The sequence below is a fragment of the Streptomyces sp. NPDC059989 genome, from assembly GCF_042736975.1.
Classification (GTDB): Bacteria; Actinomycetota; Actinomycetes; order Streptomycetales; family Streptomycetaceae; genus Streptomyces.
Genome location: NZ_JBHWUO010000006.1, coordinates 1 through 18,352 on the forward strand (window position 1 = coordinate 1; position 18,352 = coordinate 18,352).

Annotated in this window: 16 protein-coding genes; 7 read left to right on the forward strand and 9 right to left on the reverse strand. The window is 70.0% G+C overall.

Features of this window, described 5'->3' with window-relative positions:
• Nucleotides 1–107 precede the first annotated feature (107 nt).
• Both ACFWBN_RS07205 and ACFWBN_RS07210 read left to right on the forward strand, forming a co-directional pair.
• Entirely contained in the window at nucleotides 108–1,439 is a 1,332-nt protein-coding gene (locus ACFWBN_RS07205) for a sensor histidine kinase (RefSeq protein ID WP_385171907.1), read from the forward strand.
• Nucleotides 1,427–2,083 carry a response regulator gene (locus tag ACFWBN_RS07210; protein WP_385171910.1) on the forward strand — a complete coding sequence of 219 codons (657 nt, stop codon included), beginning with the start codon at nucleotides 1,427–1,429 and terminating at the stop codon, nucleotides 2,081–2,083. The genes ACFWBN_RS07205 and ACFWBN_RS07210 overlap by 13 nt, the downstream gene beginning before the upstream one ends.
• Here the strand turns inward: ACFWBN_RS07210 and ACFWBN_RS07215 are convergent.
• A complete protein-coding gene (locus tag ACFWBN_RS07215; RefSeq protein WP_385171914.1) occupies nucleotides 2,080–2,451 on the reverse strand; it encodes a hypothetical protein in 372 nt (123 codons plus the stop codon). The genes ACFWBN_RS07210 and ACFWBN_RS07215 overlap by 4 nt on opposite strands.
• A gap of 115 nt (nucleotides 2,452–2,566) precedes the next feature.
• On the opposite strand from ACFWBN_RS07215, the gene ACFWBN_RS07220 reads away from it, so the two are divergent.
• Both ACFWBN_RS07220 and ACFWBN_RS07225 read left to right on the forward strand, forming a co-directional pair.
• On the forward strand, nucleotides 2,567–2,974 hold the full coding sequence (locus ACFWBN_RS07220) for a YciI family protein (RefSeq protein ID WP_385171917.1): 408 nt from the start codon (nucleotides 2,567–2,569) through the stop codon (nucleotides 2,972–2,974).
• An 8-nt stretch (nucleotides 2,975–2,982) separates the two neighbouring features.
• Nucleotides 2,983–4,131, forward strand: a complete 1,149-nt coding sequence (locus ACFWBN_RS07225) for an RNA polymerase sigma factor (RefSeq protein ID WP_385172393.1) — start codon at nucleotides 2,983–2,985, stop codon at nucleotides 4,129–4,131.
• Between the two features lie 25 nt (nucleotides 4,132–4,156).
• Here the strand turns inward: ACFWBN_RS07225 and ACFWBN_RS07230 are convergent, their stop codons facing one another.
• Nucleotides 4,157–4,693, reverse strand: a complete 537-nt coding sequence (locus ACFWBN_RS07230; RefSeq protein ID WP_385171920.1) for a hypothetical protein — start codon at nucleotides 4,691–4,693, stop codon at nucleotides 4,157–4,159.
• 233 nt (nucleotides 4,694–4,926) lie between these two features.
• Between ACFWBN_RS07230 and ACFWBN_RS07235 the strand changes: the two genes are divergently transcribed.
• Nucleotides 4,927–5,478, forward strand: coding sequence for a hypothetical protein (locus tag ACFWBN_RS07235; RefSeq protein WP_385171923.1), 552 nt, complete (start codon nucleotides 4,927–4,929; stop codon nucleotides 5,476–5,478).
• 101 nt (nucleotides 5,479–5,579) lie between these two features.
• Here ACFWBN_RS07235 and ACFWBN_RS07240 read toward each other — a convergent pair whose 3' ends face one another.
• From ACFWBN_RS07240 to ACFWBN_RS07260, 5 genes are all read right to left on the reverse strand, one after another.
• Nucleotides 5,580–5,918 (reverse strand): hypothetical protein, encoded by a 339-nt coding sequence (locus ACFWBN_RS07240; RefSeq protein ID WP_385171926.1) that lies wholly within the window; start codon nucleotides 5,916–5,918, stop codon nucleotides 5,580–5,582.
• A 114-nt stretch (nucleotides 5,919–6,032) separates the two neighbouring features.
• The gene (locus ACFWBN_RS07245) at nucleotides 6,033–6,635 is read right to left on the reverse strand and encodes a hypothetical protein (protein WP_385171929.1); all 603 of its coding nucleotides are present in this window, start codon (nucleotides 6,633–6,635) and stop codon (nucleotides 6,033–6,035) included.
• Nucleotides 6,636–6,981: 346 nt separating this feature from the next.
• Nucleotides 6,982–8,130, reverse strand: coding sequence for a DUF475 domain-containing protein (locus tag ACFWBN_RS07250; RefSeq protein WP_385171931.1), 1,149 nt, complete (start codon nucleotides 8,128–8,130; stop codon nucleotides 6,982–6,984).
• Between the two features lie 821 nt (nucleotides 8,131–8,951).
• Nucleotides 8,952–9,863 carry an SDR family oxidoreductase gene (locus ACFWBN_RS07255; protein ID WP_385171934.1) on the reverse strand — a complete coding sequence of 304 codons (912 nt, stop codon included), beginning with the start codon at nucleotides 9,861–9,863 and terminating at the stop codon, nucleotides 8,952–8,954.
• The gene (locus ACFWBN_RS07260; protein WP_385171937.1) at nucleotides 9,860–10,474 is read right to left on the reverse strand and encodes a TetR/AcrR family transcriptional regulator; all 615 of its coding nucleotides are present in this window, start codon (nucleotides 10,472–10,474) and stop codon (nucleotides 9,860–9,862) included. The genes ACFWBN_RS07255 and ACFWBN_RS07260 overlap by 4 nt, the downstream gene beginning before the upstream one ends.
• 723 nt (nucleotides 10,475–11,197) lie before the next feature.
• On the opposite strand from ACFWBN_RS07260, the gene ACFWBN_RS07265 reads away from it, so the two are divergent.
• The gene (locus tag ACFWBN_RS07265) at nucleotides 11,198–11,392 is read left to right on the forward strand and encodes a hypothetical protein (protein ID WP_385171940.1); all 195 of its coding nucleotides are present in this window, start codon (nucleotides 11,198–11,200) and stop codon (nucleotides 11,390–11,392) included.
• A gap of 49 nt (nucleotides 11,393–11,441) precedes the next feature.
• On the opposite strand, the gene ACFWBN_RS07270 is transcribed toward ACFWBN_RS07265, so the two are convergent.
• Nucleotides 11,442–12,563 carry a hypothetical protein gene (locus ACFWBN_RS07270; RefSeq protein ID WP_385171943.1) on the reverse strand — a complete coding sequence of 374 codons (1,122 nt, stop codon included), beginning with the start codon at nucleotides 12,561–12,563 and terminating at the stop codon, nucleotides 11,442–11,444.
• A 306-nt stretch (nucleotides 12,564–12,869) separates the two neighbouring features.
• Between ACFWBN_RS07270 and ACFWBN_RS07275 the strand changes: the two genes are divergently transcribed.
• Nucleotides 12,870–13,250, forward strand: a complete 381-nt coding sequence (locus ACFWBN_RS07275; protein WP_385171945.1) for a hypothetical protein — start codon at nucleotides 12,870–12,872, stop codon at nucleotides 13,248–13,250.
• 528 nt (nucleotides 13,251–13,778) lie between these two features.
• Here ACFWBN_RS07275 and ACFWBN_RS07280 read toward each other — a convergent pair.
• On the reverse strand, nucleotides 13,779–17,867 hold the full coding sequence (locus ACFWBN_RS07280; protein WP_385171948.1) for a ricin-type beta-trefoil lectin domain protein: 4,089 nt from the start codon (nucleotides 17,865–17,867) through the stop codon (nucleotides 13,779–13,781).
• Nucleotides 17,868–18,352 lie beyond the last annotated feature (485 nt).

Genomic DNA, 18,352 nt, shown 5'->3' on the forward strand with positions numbered 1-18,352 from the left:
CACGCAAGTACGTCCAGTACGAGCCGCGGTCCTCCGCCTTGCGATGCACCGCACCGGACACCGCGACCCGGCAAACCTTCCCGGCCACAGCACTAAACTGGGGGCACATGTCCGCCTCCCTCCCCGTCCCCCACCCCCAGCCCCTCCCGCATCCGGCCGACGGGCCGCCCGTGGCCGTCTGGGCCGCCGTGCGGCGACCGGCCCGCTTCCTCTTCTCCTGGTGGCCCTGGCGGTGTTGGGGATATCTGGCGAGCGGCTTCCTCATCGGGTACCCGCTGCTGGTCGCGCTCGTACTCCTCGTCGGGCTCGGGGTCGTACTGGCCGTGGCCGGGATCGGGCTGCTGCTCCTGCTCTGCGCCGCCGTCTGCGGGGTACCGCTCGGGGCGCTGGAGCGGTGGCGGCTGCGCTGGGTGGAGCCCGTACCCGTGCCGGATCCGCACACCTCGCTCGCCGGGGCCGGCCCCGCGGCCTGGCTGCGGACGCGGCTGCGCGAGCGGGCCACCTGGCGGGAGTTCGGGTACGCCGCCCTGCTCGGGCCGGTCTTCGGGGCCGCCGGGTTCGGGGTGGTCACGCTGCTCGCGTTCTCCCTGATCCTCGTCGTCTCCCCGGCCGTCGTGTGGGCCCTCGCACCGGAGCCGGTGATGCTGATCCCCGGCAGGGCCGTCTCCGGTCCCCTGGAGGCGCTCGGCGGCACGGCGGTGGGGCTGGCCGGGCTGGTGGCGACGGCGTACGCGGGCGCCCTGCTCGCCGCGGCCCAGGTCAAGACGGCCCGGCTGCTGCTCGGGCCGCGCGAGGAGGACGCCCGTGTCCTGGAGCTCACCCGATCCCGGGTCCGGCTCGTCGACGCCTTCGAGGCCGAACGCCGGCGCATCGAGCGGGACCTGCACGACGGCGCCCAGCAGCAGCTGGTCGCGCTCAGCATGACCCTGGGCCTCGCCGAGCTGGAGCTGCGCTCCCTCCCGGAGGCCGCCGGGGCCGCCGCTCTCGTGGCCCGCGGCCGCGGCGAGGCCAAGGTGGCCCTGGAGCAACTGCGCGACCTCGTACGGGGAATCCACCCGCAGGTCCTGACCGACCACGGGCTGGCGGCGGCCGTGGCCGAGGTGGCGCAGCGCCATCCGGTCCCGGTGACCGTGGACCTCGACGGCGTGCCGCGGCTGGCCGACTCCGTGGAGATCACGGCGTACTTCACCGTCACGGAGGCGCTGGCCAACGCGGCCAAGCACAGCGGCGCCTCGCGCGTCGCCGTCCTGGGTAGGGTCGAGGGTGACCGGCTCACTCTCTCCATCACCGACGACGGCCGCGGCGGGGCCGATCCCGGCGCGGGAGCGGGCCTGGCGGGTCTCGCGGACAGGGTGGCGATGTTGAAGGGCAGGCTGGTGGTGTCCAGTCCGGTGGGCGGACCGACCGAACTGCGCGTGGAGGTCCCGTGCTCCGGCTGATCCTCGCGGAGGACTCCGTACTGCTGCGCGCGGGTCTGACGGAACTGCTGACCCGCGGCGGCCATCAGGTGCTCGCCGCCGTCGGCGACGCCGGGGAGCTGGTGCGGGCGGTGGAGGCGGAGCGGCCCGACATCGTCGTCACCGATGTACGGATGCCGCCCGGCTTCCGCGACGAGGGCCTGCGGGCCGCGCTCGAACTCCGCGCCAGGGACGCCTCGTTGCCGGTGCTCGTGCTCTCGCAGTACGTCGCCACGGCGTACGCGACCCAGCTGTTCACCGGCGCCTCGGCGACCGGGCTGGGCTACCTCCTCAAGGACCGGGTGGGCGAGGTGGCCGAGTTCCTGGACGCCCTGCGGCGCGTCGCCGCGGGCCAGACGGTCATCGACCCGGAGGTCGTCCGGGTCCTGCTCAGCCGGCAGTCCGAGGACCGCCCGCTGGCCCGGCTCACCCCCCGCGAGCGGGAGGTGCTGACGCTGATGGCCGAGGGCCTCAACAACCAGGCCCTGGCGGGCCGGCTGTTCATCACCGAGGCCGCCGTGGTCAAGCACGCGTCCAGCATCTTCACGAAGCTCGACCTGGACCCCACGGACGGCAACCGCCGGGTCCTGGCGGTCCTCGCCCACCTGCGGGGCCGGGAGAACTAGATCTTCCCCCAGGGCTTGGCGCCCTCCGGGTCCAGGGCGTCCGCCCGGGCGCGGAGGTCCTCGGCGATGTCGTCCCAGGACGGGCCGTACGCCTCCAGGTTGAGGGCCGCCTCCCGGATCATCGCCGGGTCGTCGGGCCGCTGGAGCAGGATGAGGCGGTAGGCGAGGTTGCGGACCCACACCGGCAGGAGGCCGTCGACCAGGTGCGGGCACAACTCGCGCAGCATGGCGAGGATCGCGTCCGCGTCGGCGAAGGTCAGCTCTTCGACGAAGTACATCCAGTGGTGCTCGCGGGCTTCGCAAGGGGGCCTCGGGCCGTACTCGTCGCCCCAGACGCACCGGGCGTGCTCCGTCAGTGTGGTGTGCATACGGCGAACGTACTAAAAGATGTTGCAGGACGGAGATGTCGAGAATCCGCGTCCGGCTCCGTCCCCGGGGTGAACGCGACCACAATGGGTCGCACGAGCACCGAGGAGTACCACGATGGCGAAGTACCTGCTGCTGAAGCACTACCGCGGCGCCCCGGCTCCGGTCAACGACGTCGCGATGGACCAGTGGAGCCCGGAGGAGATCTCGGCGCATGTGCAGTACATGAACGACTTCGCGGCCCGGCTGGAGAAGACGGGCGAATTCGTCGACGGTCAGGCGCTCGCCCCCGAGGGAGCGTGGGTCCGCTACGACGGCGAGGGGCGCCCGCCGGTCACCGACGGACCGTTCGCGGAGACCAAGGACCTCATCGCCGGCTGGATGATCATCGACGTCGACAGTTACGAGCGCGCCGTCGAGCTGGCCGGAGAGCTGTCGGCCGCCCCCGGGGCGGGCGGGAAGCCGATCCACGAGTGGCTCGAGGTGCGCCCGTTCCTGGGCGCGCACCCCACCATCACGGAATGACCTCACCGATGGACGAGGCCCTGCTCAGGAGCCTCACGCCGAGCGTGCTCGGCATCCTCGTCCGCCGCGGAGCCGACTTCGCGGCGGCCGAGGACGCCGTACAGGACGCCCTGGTCGAGGCGCTCCGCGTCTGGGCGGCCGACCCGCCGCGGGATGCCAAGGGCTGGCTGGTCACCGTGGCCTGGCGCAAGTTCCTCGACGCGACGCGCGCCGACGCGGCCCGCCGCCGGCGTGAGGACCGCGTCGAGGAGGAGCCGGCGCCCGGCCCCGCGCCCGCGGCGGACGACACGCTCCAGCTCTACTTCCTGTGCGCCCACCCGTCGCTGACGCCGGCATCGGCGGTCGCGCTCACGCTGCGCGCCGTCGGCGGGCTGACCACCCGCCAGATCGCCGAGGCCTACCTGGTGCCCGAGGCGACCATGGCGCAGCGCATCAGCCGGGCCAAACGGACCGTCTCCGGCGTGCGTCGCTTCGACCGGCCCGGCGACGTCGCCACCGTGCTGCGCGTCCTCTACCTCGTCTTCAACGAGGGCTACTCCGGCGACGTCGACCTCGCCGCCGAGGCCATCCGCCTCACCCGGCAGCTCGCTGCCCGCATCGACCACCCCGAGGTGGCCGGGCTGCTCGCCCTCATGCTGCTCCACCACGCCCGCCGTGCCGCCCGGACCGCGTCCGACGGCAGCCTGGTGCCGCTCGCCGAGCAGGACCGCGGCCGGTGGGACACCGCGTTGATCGCCGAGGGCGTCGGGATCCTCCAGGCGGCCCTCGCCCGCGACCGGCTGGGCGAGTTCCAGGCCCAGGCCGCCATCGCGGCCCTCCACGCCGACGCGCCCACCGCCGGGGAGACCGACTGGGTGCAGATCGTCGAGTGGTACGACGAGCTCGCGCGCCTGACCGACAGCCCGGTCGTCCGGCTCAACCGCGCGGTCGCCGTCGGGGAGGCCGACGGACCGCCCGCCGGCCTGGCGGCGCTCGCCGCGCTGGACGACTCACTGCCCCGCCACACCGCGGTGGCGGCGTACCTCAACGAGCGCGACGGCGACCTGGAGACGGCGGCACGGCTGTACGCCGAGGCGGCCCACAAGGCACCCAACCTCCCCGAACGCGACCACCTGACGCGCCAGGCCGCCCGGCTCAACGCCCGCCGAAGCCACTGAAGGGTCGCGCTCGGACTCCCATGTGTCAGTCCTGCTCCGCGCTGGACAGCGCGTTGGTGATCATGCGTGTGGCGTAGTCGCGGTCGCCTGTGATCCGGTTGATGTGCTCCGCGAGCAGGAAGGCGGTGGCTTCCAGGGGATTCATCTCCTCGTCGGTCCACTCCCCGTACTGCCGGCGCCACAGGCTGGGGCTCAGGCCGGTACCTGCCGCGATGACCATGGCGGCCATGGTGGGGATGGCCTCGGGGCGGACGCTCCGGGGCATCGTGCGCATCGTCGCCACGAGGTTGGGCACCACGTACTCGATGACGTCCTTGTCGTGGTCCTCGTGCGCCTTCCGCAGCCACGTCATGAACATGTAGATGAGCGTGCAGGCGCCGTCGAGCAGGTCCTGCGCTCCCCCGGGCCCCAAGGACGCGAGGTACTGGTCCATCAGCAGCCGCTGCTCGGGATCGGGGTCGACCTTGCCGTCGTAGATCGCTTTGAGCCGGGAATCGATCACCATGAGCGCCCCACCCACATCGCCGGCAGGAGCGTACTCGGGGTCGCAGGACGATGACACTGGATCCTCCTTGATGACTGCCGCATGCAGCGCCGTATGTCCGTACGGTAGGGCTGCCGACCACGCGGGGTCTGCCAAATCCCGATGGCCGCCCTTGCGCCGGCTGCTGTAACTCAGAGCGGTCCGAAGCCCGACGCGTGGCGCTCCCCGCAACAACACCGTGAAAGCTGCCGAGCAGAAGCACCAGTCAAACCTGTTCGACCGGGATCCGAGATTGAAGCGAACATGGGTACATGCCGTCGACCGAAGCAGCAGCCAGCGAACTACAGGACCGCGCCATTCTCTGGAGCGTGGGCGAGATCCCCGCAAGCGATGTCGTCAGCGCGGCCTGTGACGCGCTCGTCGCCGGCCTGGACAGCCCCGGACTTCGGGTGCTGGCAGCCTGCACCCGCGCCGAGGCGGACTATGACGTGTACGACTTGCTCCCCGGAGCACTCGATGAGCTCGGCCTCGTTCTCCATCCGGCCGCCGGCGAGGCCGGCCAAGAAGCCGTCGCGCGAGCGCTCGCACGACGCATGCTGGCCGGTGAGCTGAAACCTTGGGAGCTCACTTTCCGGATCAACCAGCGCTACGGGTATGAGCTGCCCCTGACAGTACGGCTCGCCGAACTCGATGACGAGTACGCCTTCCTCGAATACGGCGGCGACGGCGACGACGGCGACGAAGCACTGGCTCGGATCGATGCTGAGGTCACGGCCGAAGCCCGCCGCCTCGCCGCAGTCCACCCGCGCGTTCCCGCCGAACCCACGGACGTCCCCACCTCCCGGCCGACCGACGTAGCCTGACCCCGCTGTTCCGGGGCGTGCGCCCGTACGGCGAGGTGCGGCTCGCTCTCTGCTCGCCTCGACGCCGAGCCCGGCGGGGGTGTGGCGACCAGTGGACGCTGTCACATCCCGGGTATGTCGTAGCCGGGGTCCGGATGCTGCCGAGGGGTCCACCACTCGGTAAGACCCCACCCCGCGAGCGCAAGCGCGGCCAAGGCCGCGACCGCCCCAGCCCAAGGCGGCACCCGCCTGATGGCCAAGGCCCAGGAGATGAGCGGCACCAGCACGCCGCCGAGCAAGATGAGCGGCAGGTCGACGAAGACCACGCTCAGATCGCGAGCGTGGCCCTCGAATCCCCCGTCGATACTGAACGCGGCGCGTGGTACCCAGACAGCCAGCCCGGTCACTGCACCGAGGCCGGCGAAGAAGTATCTGGCCTGGCGCTCGTTCTCCGGCTTCATACCGGTCCGCCCTGGAGTGTTTTCCCTCATGCCCTCTGGACGTGGCAGCTCAACACACGGTTGCAGGGACAGGCAGCGCCGCCTACGTGCCGTCCTGGCGCCCGCGACGATCGGTTAGCATCCGGCATGGCCACGCACTGGAGGAACAGTCCTCAGCTGTTCGCCCTGATCCTTCGACGTCATGGACTCGACCCGGATGCGGTCGACGACGTTGCGCGGGCCTGGTCCGCGTTTCAGGAGTTCGTCCAGGAGCAGATCGGTGGGATTGAGCCCGCGGAGGACGATGGCGACGGGTTCATCGTGCAGTGGGGTCGGTGGAGTGGGAACGATGACCGCCCCGCACTGGTCTTCACCAGGCAGTTCGCGGTGAGCGACGAGGGTGACCAGGATGACGAGTACTGGCAGCCGCAGCTCTGGCACGTAGAGCTCGAGCTGTTCTTCGCCGACGCTCCGGCCTGGGCCGACCTGGGCCGACCTGGGCGATGTGGCCTGGACCAACAGCATCGGCTTTGACTTCGATCCCATCGGTCCTGAACGGGCCGCAGCGCTGGCCCGGATCGCCACGCTCATCGCATCGCTGCCGCAGGTCAGCGCGATGTGGCGAGCGAACCCGGTGGGTAGCGCCCTCGGGCTGGAACGCGCGGACTGATCTGCCGGCAGGGCCCCGCTCCTGAGGTCCGGTCGTGTCGCGACCGCGACCGCGACGGTCGAGTTCACGGCGGAGCCTCGTTCGCCCTCCTCCGGACTCGCATCCTCACCCAGCCAAGACCATCACGGTCAGTGGGCTGCACCCTGGCCTCGGTGGTCGGGACGGCCAATGCAGACTCGGGCCAAACGCGGTGAGGAAGCGGTGTGTCCGGTGTGTGCTGCCCCGCCCACACGGCCTTCCTCGCCGCCGGCCCGCCCAAGGCGCTCCATCACACCGACGTCTCTGCCAAGACCTCCGCTCCTCGGGATCTCGGACAGGGACTGACGAACGCGTAGGCGGTCGGCGGCGAGGCGGTCGGTCGCCCGGCCGTGGGCACGCTCCCGCACACTCCGTCCGCGCAGGCAGCCCGGCGGCTCAGACGCCGGAGGAGACCTCGACCCTCTCGTCGGACCCCGTGCCCTTCGCCTCGGCCGCCGCCAGCCTGCGGTTGCGCCGGACCGAGGAGATGAAGGACCAGGCGATCAGGACGACGCCGACGAGGCCCGTGATGACCTCGTGGATCTCGTGCTGGATGGTGATGAGCAGGATCACCGCGAGCGCGCCGATGGCGTAGTGCGCGCCGTGCTCCAGGTAGACGTAGTCGTCGAGGGTGCCCTGGCGGACCAGGTAGACCGTGAGCGAGCGGACGTACATCGCGCCGATGCCGAGGCCGAGCGACATCAGGACGATGTCGTTGGTGATCGCGAAGGCGGCGATGACGCCGTCGAAGGAGAAGGACGCGTCCAGGACCTCCAGGTAGAGGAACAGGAAGAACGCGGCCTTGCCGGCCACCACGACCGCCGGGACCTTCGTGCCGCTCGTCCTGGCCGCTTCCTCGGCCTCGTGCTCGCGCTCCTCCTCTTCCTCGAGCTTGTTCTCGAAGTATCCGGAGAGACCGCCGACGACCAGGTAGGTGATCAAGCCCGCGATGCCGGCGATCAGGACGGTTTCCGCCTTGTCCGCGTGGATGCCGCCGTACTGGTGGGCGTTGGTGGCGAAGGTCATCGCGGAGGCGAGCAGCACGATCAGCGCGATGCAGACGGAGAGCATGTTGATCTTGCCGAGCTTGGCGAGCGGGCGCTCCAGCCACGCGAGCCACTTGATGTCGCGGTCCTCGAAGATGAAGTCGAGGAAGATCATCAGGAGGAACATGCCGCCGAAGGCGGCGATCGACGGGTGGGCGTCGGTCACCAGCTGCTGGTACTTGTCCTTGTCGTCCAGCGCGAGCCGTACCGCTTCGATCGGACCGATCTTGGCACTGACGGCGACGATCACGACGGGGAAGACCAGGCGCATCCCGAAGACCGCGATCAGGACACCGACGGTGAGGAAGATCTTCTGCCAGAAGGCATTCATCTTCTTCAGGATCCCGGCGTTGACCACGGCGTTGTCGAAGGACACCGAGATTTCGAGGATGGACAGGATCGCCACGATCCCGAAGCCGGCCCACCCCCCGTATAACACCGCCGCGATCAGGCCGACCGCGGTGACCGCGAACGACCAGCCGAACGTTTTCAGAAGCACTGGCTACCCAATCGTCGTGTACGGGGCTCCCCCGCCCCGTACATGGCTTTGCGAAACGTTGACCCTGAAGTCTAGAGGCACAGCGCTTGAACCGGACGGATGGCCCGTTCCGGAACCTCCTCCGACCTGGGCTTCCGAGGCCCTTCATCAAGCACTCAGATCTCCCGGAAGATCAGGGCTGAACCGAGGGCCGCTTTGGCCGGAACGAAGAGTTCCCCTCGGGCCGTCTCGCGTACGGGCAGTGCGTTCTCCGCAAGCAGCGCACGCACCAGAGCAATGTCAGGGACGGCAACTGTGCAGGCGACAAGCGCCGGGAGCGCGGGCGGAGCCTCACCCGGCAGCAGATCCGGGAGGTCCGCCTCGGTCAGGAGGGTGACCGGCCCCTCTGCGGAGATCGGCCGGCCCAGATACCACTCGTACCGCTCGCGAACCAGGGGGAGTTGTCCGTGCGCCGTCGGCGTCCGGCGAGGAGAACATCAGGATGTGGAGCCCTTCGAAACGATCACGCCATCCGCCAAGCCGGGCGCTGGTCGCCTCGATCCGCGAGAGGACCAGGGGGATCTGCTCCGGCGGCGCCTGGAGCGGAACGATCCGCGCGTCAGGTGGCAGGCCCGCCATGTTCCCGGGCTTCACCGGGGTCACCAACTCGACGAAGCTCCGGGACAGGTCGGCGTGCGTGTTCGCTGCCCCGAACGGCTCCGGCGCGGCACCCTCACGGGGCGCCGGCGCCGGCACGCTGGGCGGCGGAACCTGAAATCCGAGCCGCTGGTAGAGCGCTACGGCCTGGGCGGCATCCGGCCGCTGCCCCTCGCCGGCCAGGGTTACAGCGGGTCTCCGAGGGGGCCGTACTGCTCTTGGAGGTTCTCGGCCCAGTGGGCGGCGAAGTCCGGTTGCGTGCCGTCGGCGTCGGTGAAGCCGTACTCCTGGTACAGGCCCCAGGTGGCCAGGGCCCGTCCGGACTTGGCCATGACGTCCGGATCGGCGGCCAGCGCGGCGACGGCCCGGCCGAGGTAGGCCGGGGTCTCGGAGTGGGCGAAGTTCGGGTCCTGGGCCGCGCCTTCGCGCCAGTTGGCCTCCGTGACACCGAAGTGTTCCAGCAGTGCCTCCGAGCGCAGGAAGCCGGGTGTGATGGCCACCGCCGCGACGCCATGGGGCTTGAGCTCGGCGGCCTGCGCGACGGCGAGGCGGATGACCGCCGACTTCGCCAGGTCGTAGAAGAACGTGCCGCGGTAGCGGGAGGTGTTGCCATCGGTGACCTCCACGACCAGGCCGCTCTTGCGGGCGACCATGAGGGGAAGCGCGAACCGGCTCGTGATGACGTGGGTCTCCACCGCCTGCCGCAGCAGTCGTAGGCCGGTGTCCAGGTCCTGCTCCCACAACGGGTGTTCCCAGTCGGTCAGCGGGTCTCCGCCCCATACGGAGTTGACCAGGATGTCGAGCTGTCCGTCCTGTTCGGCGCTGATCTTCCCGACGAGGGCCTGGACCTCGTCGGGACGACTGTGGTCGGTTCGGACGGGAATGCCCAGGCCGCCCGCGGCGGTGACCTTCTCGGCGGTCTGCTCGATGGTTTCCGGGCGGCCCAGGTCGGAGCGCCCGCCGGTGCTGCTGCGGCCGGTGACGTACACCGTCGCGCCGGCGGCGCCGAGTTCGACGGCGATGCCCCGTCCGCCGCCCCGGGTACCGCCGGCGACCAGGGCCACCTTGCCGGCCAGCGGGCGTACGTCGCTCGTCATGATTCCTCCAGGTCGTGGCTGTTTCGGGGCGGAAGGTGAGGGGACAGCGCGACGTCGAGCTCGTGCCGGAGCCGCTGTTCAAGGGTGCCTTCGCGTTCGAGTGCCCACGTCAGGCCCGCACCGGCGATGACCGCCTGTACGGTGCGGGCCAACGCCGCGGCATCGGTTCCGGCGCGGAGCTCGCCCGTACCGGCCGCCTCCGTCAGCAGTTCCTCGATCGCGCGCTTCTGGGTGCGGTGAATGGCCAGCGCACGCTCGTACAGCTGCGGATCGCCGAGATCCATGCACAAGAACGCCAGATGATTGGCGAAGCTCTCCGGCGTGGCCATCGCAGCCGCCGACTCCACCGTCAGCGCCGCCAAGGCCCCGAGCGCCGAGTCGTGCGACTGACGCACTCGCCCGGCCATCTCGCCCGCGTCCCTCTCGGACAGGTCGGCGAGTGCCAGCAGGAGACCGTGCTTGGAACCGAATCGCTGCACCAGGGTCGCCGGCACCAACCCCACCTCGCGCGCCACGGCGGCCAACGTGAGACCCGCAGGACCCACCCGACCCATGACCTGCGCCGCCGCACGCAGGATCACCGCATCCTCGACCCCTCGGGGACGTCCCATCACCGCCACCCTCCATTAATAAATGCTCGTTCGTTTATTAAATCACGCGGGGGTCGCCCTTGGCGAGTTCCGGTACCGCTCGCAGCCAGTCGGGGGAGAGTGTTCGCGCCCGGCGATCCTCAAAGGACCAAGGTCTTCTGAAGAACCGGCACCCTGCCGACGGCCGCGGTCCCCGCCCACGGCGAGGGCCCGGATCGCCACCGTTTTCACCGCGCGCCGCATCGCCCACCCCGGCGCAGGAGAGCGCCTCGCGCGGGATGCGGGCAACAGGCGGCCGTGCGATTCGGCGGCTGTCGGCGGCACTTGAAGCGGGATTCGGGATCCCTTGCCGGCGGAGTATCAGGTTGTCCGGAAGGGCTGAACCTGCGACGGTTGCCGGCGTGAAGGTGTTTCCCGAAGACCAGCACAGGACCGCCGCCGAGGTCGGCGAGCACGGTCAAGAGCGCCCTGCCGACACCCTCTTCCCCGCCCCGACGGCAGCCTCTACCACGTTCATGAAGGCCGTCGCCGAGAGGCGGCTGGGATGAGTGGCGACGGGGGCTGGTGGGTTCTGGTGGGTTCTGGTGGAGGCTCCCGTAAGGGGAGATTCCCGCTGCGAGTTGGTCCGTACGATCCGGGTCGCCGACGGTCGGGACGGAGCCATCGCCGAGGGCCGCCGAGCCGGCCCGTACGTGCACTCACTCCGGTTACGGGGCCCGGGAGCCCGAGGCGTACGGCCGACGGGTGTTCTGGACCGCGGAGACGGGGGGCTGGCTCGTGAAGGTCGGTCACTCCGACTGGCCTGACGATTCGAACAGCCCCACCACGTCCACGGCCCATGTCCGGATCTCCGTCGCCGAGTTGGAGCACACGGTCGAGACCCCGGTTGCCGAGCGTCCGGCCAAGAGCAGGCTGCGGCGCGCGCTGGGCCGTGGCTGACCTACGCAGCCACTCGACCGACCAGGTGACCGGGTGACCGGGTTGCGGGCTAGAAGTAGCCGGCGCGCATGTACTGCGTGAGGTTGTCGAGGATCTCGAGCAGCCACGGGCTGCGGACCTCCGGCAGCCGGACCAGGGTGTGCCGGAAGGTTTCCGGGTCGGCTCGGAACAGGTGGCGGGGGCGCGGCGCGGGTGGGTCGAAGTCGTCGCGGAGGACACCGTCGGGGAGGCCGCCCGACGTGGGGACGGGCGGGTCCGTCTCGGGGAAGGCCAGCCGCAGCCACACCCCGAACGGCAGCGGCACCAGGTACGCCGCCGGGTCAGCCGCGCCCCAGACCTCCCCCGTCTGCGGATGGGACGGCACGAGGAGGATGTCGGCATCCCCGTGCGGAACCGGCCGTCCCGGTCCGGCCAGGACGGCGCGCCGCTCCGGCGGCCCCGCGGACAGCAGGGCGTCGAGCGCGCGCCGGAACACCTCCGAGGTCAAGCCGTCCGGGACCGCCACGGGCCGACCCTCCGAGGCGACCAGCAGGTGGGCGAGTGCCCGGCCGGCCGCCGCCTCCCACTGCGGGCTCCACGACCACCGGTGGTTCGACCAGTGGCCAACTCCCAGCCGCGACCCCCACGCGGCGATCGGCTCGAACGGGGGTGTGCCCTTGCCCTCCGCCATCAGCTCCGCCCAGGAAAGCGACGCGGCGCCGGCGCCGTCGACGGGGAGGCGACGTACGGCGCCCGGGGCGAGCCACATCGCCTGCCAGAGCGAGCAGTCGTCGATCCGGCTCGCCACGGGCAGGGCACACGCCATGCAGGCCACGTTGGGGCCGGCGGCCCCGTCGAGGCCGCAGCAGTAGCCGCCTCCGCGATTTTCCGGGATCAGTACGGTGCCGTGTGCGTCGCCGGGCGCGATGACGATCGCGCCGGGCGCGCCGTCGGACAGGGCGTAGACCGGCGCGTAGACACCGCGGGCGGCCGCCTCGTCCGGATGGATCTCCTCCCACTTCCGCCACGGCGGCCCCCAAGGCTCCGGATCCACGGCGCACGTGCCTGACTCCATGAGCACCGGGAGCTGAGTCCCGTTCCCGTACTTCTGATGGGCCTGGACCGGCAGGGCGACCTGGGACAGCGGAATGGTCAGCTCAGCGCCGCACCCCGCACACACGAAAACGAACAAATGTCCTCCGACTGACAAACTGAGGCATCGAGGAACGCGCCACCTCCGCTCCCGGCCGCGGCGAGCCGTGTGGCACCGTGGCGGGCCGCGAACCGCTCGCAGATCAGGCAACTTATCAAGAGCCAGACCTAACACCGCGTCCGTGCTGCGCCGGCCGCTGCTGTTGAGCCGGGGAGTTCCCCCGCGAAGGGGTGGAGCACAGTTTCCGCGCGGAGCGGGCCTTGCGGGGCTAACCCCGCGGTCCCGCACCGTGCCGTCCGGCGGTCAGCTCCGAGGGCTCGCCATGGTCCGCCCCTCATCGGCAACGTGGAAGAAGGACAAGACGAGATGTACGACGTGCTCACCAACTGGATTGCGGGGGTGCTCGCCAGCCTCACCCTCCTGGCAGCCGGTTTCCTGTGGCGCTGGCTCCGCCGGCGGCAGTCCGGTACCGACGTGCCGCCGGCGGCGGGGGCCGTACGCACCTACACCCTGCTCGGCGCCAGGGCCGCCGACGGCCAGCCCGCCCACCTGCCCAGCAACAGGCCGGCCGGGACGGTGGTTACGTGGACCGGTCCCGCCGGCCCCGAGCGGTTCGAGCTGACCGACGGACTCCTGCCGGACGGCACGTACGCGGCGGACCATACGGCGCTGTACCGGCGCCGACAGCGCGCTCGGGCCCCGGCGCAAGGCAGGGCAGCGGACTGACGGCGACCCCGCGCTCGCGCAGGCCGGTGACGACCGCGGCGAGGTGGGTCTCGGCGGAGCTCGGAGCATAGCCGTTCCCGGTCTGCCGGCCCTCGCGCAGCATCCAAGCCACGAAGGCGACCAGGGCGCCGTGGGAACCCTCCCGTTCAGACAAGCCGCCATTGGCGAGCAGCAGGCACGCGCCTGCCACCCCCAACGCCTCCTCCGATCCGACGGGATGGGGCTCCTCTACGCCAGAGAGATCCTCTCGGAACTGCCTGGCGACGAAGAGCTGGGCGACAGGCTCGGTCGACGTGATCGCGGATCTGAGCGGGTACTTCACGTCCTGACGTCCTGAGGAGACACGCGAGGGGTCCCGTCCGATCGAAGAATCGGACGGGACCCCTCAGTGATTTCGCCCATTGCTTCCGGGGCGGTGACGGTCAGGAAGCAGCGGATCTCCGCACGGGGCGATGCGCAGCCGAACACTTGTCGACCGACGGCCCGTCTCCTCCGGGGTTGCCGTGGAGACGGGCCGGTACTCAGCCGTCAGCCGTTGGCTCCCAGGGGTGAGGCGAGGCCGGAGGCGAGCCAGCGTTGATTGTTGCCGCCGCCGCAGTCGAACAGCTCGAGTTGATTGCCGTTGTCGGTGCGGCCGTACGGCAGGTCCAGGCAGCGGCCGGCCTGCGGGTTGTAGAACCCGCTGGTGGCGGTGGGGAGCCATTGCTGGGCGCCGCCGCCGTTGCAGGTCCAGAGTTGGACCAGGGTGCCGTTTGCGGTGCCGTTGCGCGTGGCATCCACGCACATGCCCACCACACGCAGTTCGCCGTTCTCACGGATCTCGAACAGCTGCGAGGCGCCTGGGTCGGTGCTGCAGTCCCAGATCTGGATGCGGGTGCCCTCGGCCGTGTGCCCGAAGTTGTCGTCCGCGCACTTGGTGCTGCTGAGCGCCGAGACCAGGGTGGTGCGGGTTGCGGAGGGGACGGTGGAGTGGTTGTACACGGCGAGGTTGCTGATCCGGCCGTTGAAGTAGGAGGCCGGCTTGCTCTGGTACTTGAATCGGCCGATGACCAGGGGGCCGGTGGCGTTCCAGGTGTTGGCCTTGGCGTGGTGGCCGGTACCGGCGAGGGTGCCGTTGACGTACAGGGCAATCAGGCCGGTCTGGTCGTCGTAGGTGGCGGTGAGCTGGGTCCACACGTCCGTCTGGACCCTGGCGGCGTCGTTCATGGTGGTGGTCTGGTCATAGTCCCAGGTGTCGTCGTCCTTCTTGGACATTCCGAAGCGCCAGGTGCCGTCCTGGTCGTGCCAGAGGATGAAGCCGCTGGTGTGTTGTCCGTCTTGGCTGAGGACGACGGAGCGCTCCCTGGACTTGGCCCAGGTGGAGATGGTGAAGCTGCGGGTGGTGTCGACGCCGGGGCCGGCGGCGGTCACCGTGCCGGATGCGCCGTTGAGGTCGACGACCTTGGTGGCCGTGCCGGCAACTGTGTCGTCCACGCTGGTGGCGCCTGTGGCGCTGAGCGTCCCGTTGTTTCGGCCGCGCAGATCGACGGCGGTGGTTCCCTGGGCTTCGTTCAGCTTCCACTGGGAGGTGGAGATGCGGGCGTCGCCCATCGTGTGCCCGGCGGCAAAGCCGGTGACCTTGCCGGATGTGGCCGTGCCGTTCCAGGTGCGGAGCCGGTGGAGGTTGTCCAGGGCCCAGAGGTCGGGGAGGCCGTCGGCGCTGGTGTCGCCGGAGGAGCCGACGACCGGGTGGGTGGCTGCCGTGACGCCGGAGCCGATCTTGGTGCGCTTGGTGTGGTCGCCGAGAGCCGCGGGGTTCCCGGCGACGTTGGCGTACTGGTAGACGTCGCCGGTGGTGTTGTCGCGGGCCCACAGGTCGGGGAGGCCGTCGCCGGTGGCGTCGCCGGGGGCGATGAGGGTGAGGTTGTCCCAGCCTGAGGGGCTGAGGACGAGCACGATCGGATCCCGCAGGTCGCCTGTGGTGCCGGTGCCCTGGAAGAGCACCAGTGAGTTCTTCGTGCCGTCGTTCTCTACGGTGAGCAGATCATTGCGAGGTGTGACACCGGCCTCTGGCAGGGCATCACCAACGGCAAGGATCTGCTTGACCCGAGTCCAGTTCTCGGCGTACTCGGTTCCGCAGGGCTGGCCAGTGGCGGCGACGGTGCAGTCGTCCGCGTAGGGCCGCTGGACCGTCAGGGCTTTGGAGGCGTGGTAGTAGAGGCCTCCGTTGGCTTCCAGGCCGCCCTGGGTGAGGGAGTTGCGGTAGAGCTTGAGCTGTCCGTCGCGGTAGGCCCACAGGTCGTCGATACGGATCCCGTTGCCCCCGCGGTGGGTTATCAGGGTGCCGTTGCCCCAACCCTTGCCGCCGGGGCTGTTGGCGACGTTGGAGGCGATCACGCCGGCGGCTGCCGGGTCGGTGGCGGTCGGGTAGACGACGAGGTCGCCATTGTCCGTGGGTGCGGTGAAGTCGACGCGCTCGTCGCCGGTGATGTCACCGAGTGTCGTCTTCGCCGCCGGGTCGTCCGGCACGTAGAAGGTGTACGTCTGCTGCTGCGAGCGGTTGCCGGCGCGGTCTACGGACTGGACGCGCAGGATATTGGTGCCCCAGGTCGTGGGGGTGAGGGGGATGGCAGCGGTGCCATCGGCGGCGGGGTCGAGGCGGTTGGCGCCGCCCACAGGGATGGCAGAGTTAAAGGCCCACTCGTAGTACAGGACACCGCTGGGGGCATCGGTGGACTTCACCGTGAAGGAGCCAGGCTGGCCTATGTGCTTGGTGGAGCCCGGCAGGGTGCCGGACGGCGGGTACTCCGCGGAGGTCACTATCGGCACGGATGGCGGCTGTGTGTCCATGGAGAAGGTGCATCCGGTGACCCAGGCGGATGCCATGTCGCCGTCGCCTCCCTGGACCCGCCAGTAGTAAGTGTGGCCGTCCAGGAGGTTCTCGGGATAAGCGGCGGCAAGGTGAGTGCCATTGGCCTGATCGCGCCATCCGCTGTCGTAGGCGAGGACGTCACCGGCGGTGTCGTAGACGAGGAAATGGGCGTCGTTGGGCTGGTTCTCCGGGTCGCCTATCCAGGCGCTGATGTTGAATCCGCCGTAACTGGTGGCGCCGATCCAGCCACAGCCGTTGCCGTTCGGGTTCTTCGGTGCGGGAAGCATGCCGAGGTCCCACGGGTTGTACGGGGGCCGGTTGTACTCGATGTAGAGAAACGGCAGGTTGTTCTTGTCGCGGGTAAACCGCTTGAAGGAGTTGTTGCCGCTGCTCTTGGCCTCGTTGGAGGCGAAGAGGCCGTAGGTGATGCTGCCGCGCCACTCGTTCGCGGCGAGGTGGTCGCGAACGTCCCACTCGCCGCGTGTGGTGGAGCCGGGGCAACCGGGGCCGCCCGCGCTGTTGAGGGCGGTCGTGCGCAGGATCTCCCAGTCGCGGGGCTGGGTGCCCCAGGTGATGTCGGAGAGCAGGTCTCCGGTGGAGTGCAGGTCCACGTTGTACGTGTTGCCGCAGCCGGCGTCGGCGGCGTACGACTGGGTCGCGAAGAAGGAGGCCTTCTTGATGCTCTTGTCGCGCAGGTCCCTGGTGTCGAGCTGAATGTAGTAGCGCTCGAGCCCCGTTCTGGTCCGCCAGCGCTGGTAGCCGACGCCCGGGTCGTAGGTGTTGCCGTAGTCGTCGTAGCTGACGGTGGAGGGGTAGGCCTCCTGGACCCAGGCCCAGTGTTGGGTGCCGCGGCTGGTGGGCTGCCAGGCCGGGTCGATGTAGACCGGGTAGGCGGTGGAGGGGTCGCGCAGGAAGGCCTGGTCCGGGGTCAGGGCGAGGGAGTCCTTGCCGAGATCGGTCTGGAGCCGGGTGACCTTGGCGGAGTCGCCCGGGCCGTCACTGCCCGAGGCGGACTTGGCCGGCTGATCGTCCGTACTCCCGGGGCTGGTGGCGGCCTGGGAGAACACGCCGACGCTCGATGCCTTGGCGAGGGGAGCATGAACGGGAGCCGTGGAGTCCCACATGGTCGGGGTCGGAGCGTGGAAGACGGTACGGCCCGAGGCATCGGCGGCCTTCAGATTGCCGTTGCCGTCGGCGGAGACTGTGACGCCCTGACCTTTAAGGCCCGTGGTCAGCTTGGCGAGCTTCGGGTGGTTGGCGGCCTCGGCGGACTTCACGACGAGTATCTGGGAGATCCCGCCGCCCTCGTCGGCAGTGACCTTGAGGTCGGTGCCGGGGACCACCTCGCGGTAGAGGGCACTGGCGCCCTCCACCGCGGGCGTCGGTAGCGGCTCCGGCCAGTTGAGCACGAGCTGCTTGCCGTCCTGGTCCAGCGTGGCGAGTGGCGCGGTGCCGCCGCCGGACAGGGAGAGGCCGTTCGCTGCCGCCTTCGGGCGGAGTGTGCCATCGGCCGCCTTGACGAGGGCGGCGTCCAGGTCGGTCCACTTGCCGTCGATCTTGGTGCGCACGGGTGTGACGCTGCGGCTCAGACCCAGGGTGCCGTTCGGATTGGCCACCACCGTGTCGGTCTCGGTCGTCGCGACCGGTACGGGCACGGGCTTCCCGGTGCGCTTGGCCTCGGCTAGCGCGGCGTCTTCCGCCCGCTCCCGCTCGGTGGTCGGCCGCTCCGGCGGCGTCTTAGCGTTCTGTGTGCTCGGCTTGTCCACTGCCGAGGTCGCCGATGCGGCTGGCGCCGCGCCGACAGATGCAACGGACAGAGCTAATGCGACCAGCCCTGCGACCGCGAACGGCCGCCCGGCCGGCCGCGGTTCTCTTGGTATGCCCCCCACGGCAAACCCCCCAGTGTGATTGGTGACTGACAACTGGGCGTGAACGCTAACAGCCTCTCTGACGGAGCCTGCTGCGGCCGTAGATACGGAACTCTATATTCACTGGAACTTATTCGCATAATCGTGATCAATTGGCTGGCGGGATTTGGCCAACACGCCGCGCGACGGTGCATTTTTGGGCATCTTTCCGGAGTGGAGGAGCCTCCGGGGGCACGTCTTGTCCGGCTTGCTCTATATTTTGCAGTTTAGCGACAGGCTAGGCTCCCAAGCCAATTGATCCACTCGGCGACCGTGGGGGGCATGCCGTGTCGGCACCAGCTGGACTTCGCACGTTGAGAAATCGCTCGGTGATCCACCGGAGC

Coding starts and splice junctions, on each gene's coding strand:
- ACFWBN_RS07225 (WP_385172393.1), top strand. CDS start 2,983: ATGGACGAGGCCCTGCTCAGGAGCCTCACGCCGAGCGTGCTCGGCATC.
- ACFWBN_RS07205 (WP_385171907.1), top strand. CDS start 108: ATGTCCGCCTCCCTCCCCGTCCCCCACCCCCAGCCCCTCCCGCATCCG.
- ACFWBN_RS07260 (WP_385171937.1), bottom strand. CDS start 10,474: ATGGGACGTCCCCGAGGGGTCGAGGATGCGGTGATCCTGCGTGCGGCG.
- ACFWBN_RS07240 (WP_385171926.1), bottom strand. CDS start 5,918: ATGAAGCCGGAGAACGAGCGCCAGGCCAGATACTTCTTCGCCGGCCTC.
- ACFWBN_RS07220 (WP_385171917.1), top strand. CDS start 2,567: ATGGCGAAGTACCTGCTGCTGAAGCACTACCGCGGCGCCCCGGCTCCG.
- ACFWBN_RS07215 (WP_385171914.1), bottom strand. CDS start 2,451: ATGCACACCACACTGACGGAGCACGCCCGGTGCGTCTGGGGCGACGAG.
- ACFWBN_RS07255 (WP_385171934.1), bottom strand. CDS start 9,863: ATGACGAGCGACGTACGCCCGCTGGCCGGCAAGGTGGCCCTGGTCGCC.
- ACFWBN_RS07235 (WP_385171923.1), top strand. CDS start 4,927: ATGCCGTCGACCGAAGCAGCAGCCAGCGAACTACAGGACCGCGCCATT.